This is a genomic window from Acetobacter fabarum (genome assembly GCF_040702925.2).
Classification (GTDB): domain Bacteria; phylum Pseudomonadota; class Alphaproteobacteria; order Acetobacterales; family Acetobacteraceae; genus Acetobacter; species Acetobacter fabarum_B.
Map to the genome: position 1 here is coordinate 1 of NZ_JBFCXX020000079.1, position 275 is coordinate 275.

At 62.5% G+C, this 275-nt stretch carries 1 pseudogene; it reads right to left on the bottom strand.

Annotated elements, in window-relative coordinates:
* Positions 1 to 275: pseudogene (locus AB2L51_RS15165) on the bottom strand (gfo/Idh/MocA family oxidoreductase); the annotation flags it as partial.

Genomic DNA, 275 nt, shown 5'->3' on the forward strand with positions numbered 1-275 from the left:
TCAAACGCCTCCGCGAAATCAGTCCCGGTTTGTCCATTCCCGGCCAGAGCCATGATCAGCTCATGCACTTCCAGCGTCTTCAGCTCGTTGTAGCCCAGCTGATGCCCAGGCGCCGGGCTGAATGCGGCGTAGCCGGGCAAGTCCGGTCCGGCCAGTAAACGCTGGAAGCCGCCTTGGCCGGCGCGACACAGGCGTAGCTCGTTCAGGCGCTCCTGATCGAACGCCAGGGTGCCTAGGGTGCCGCTGACTTCGAAGCTCAGATGATTCTTGTAGCC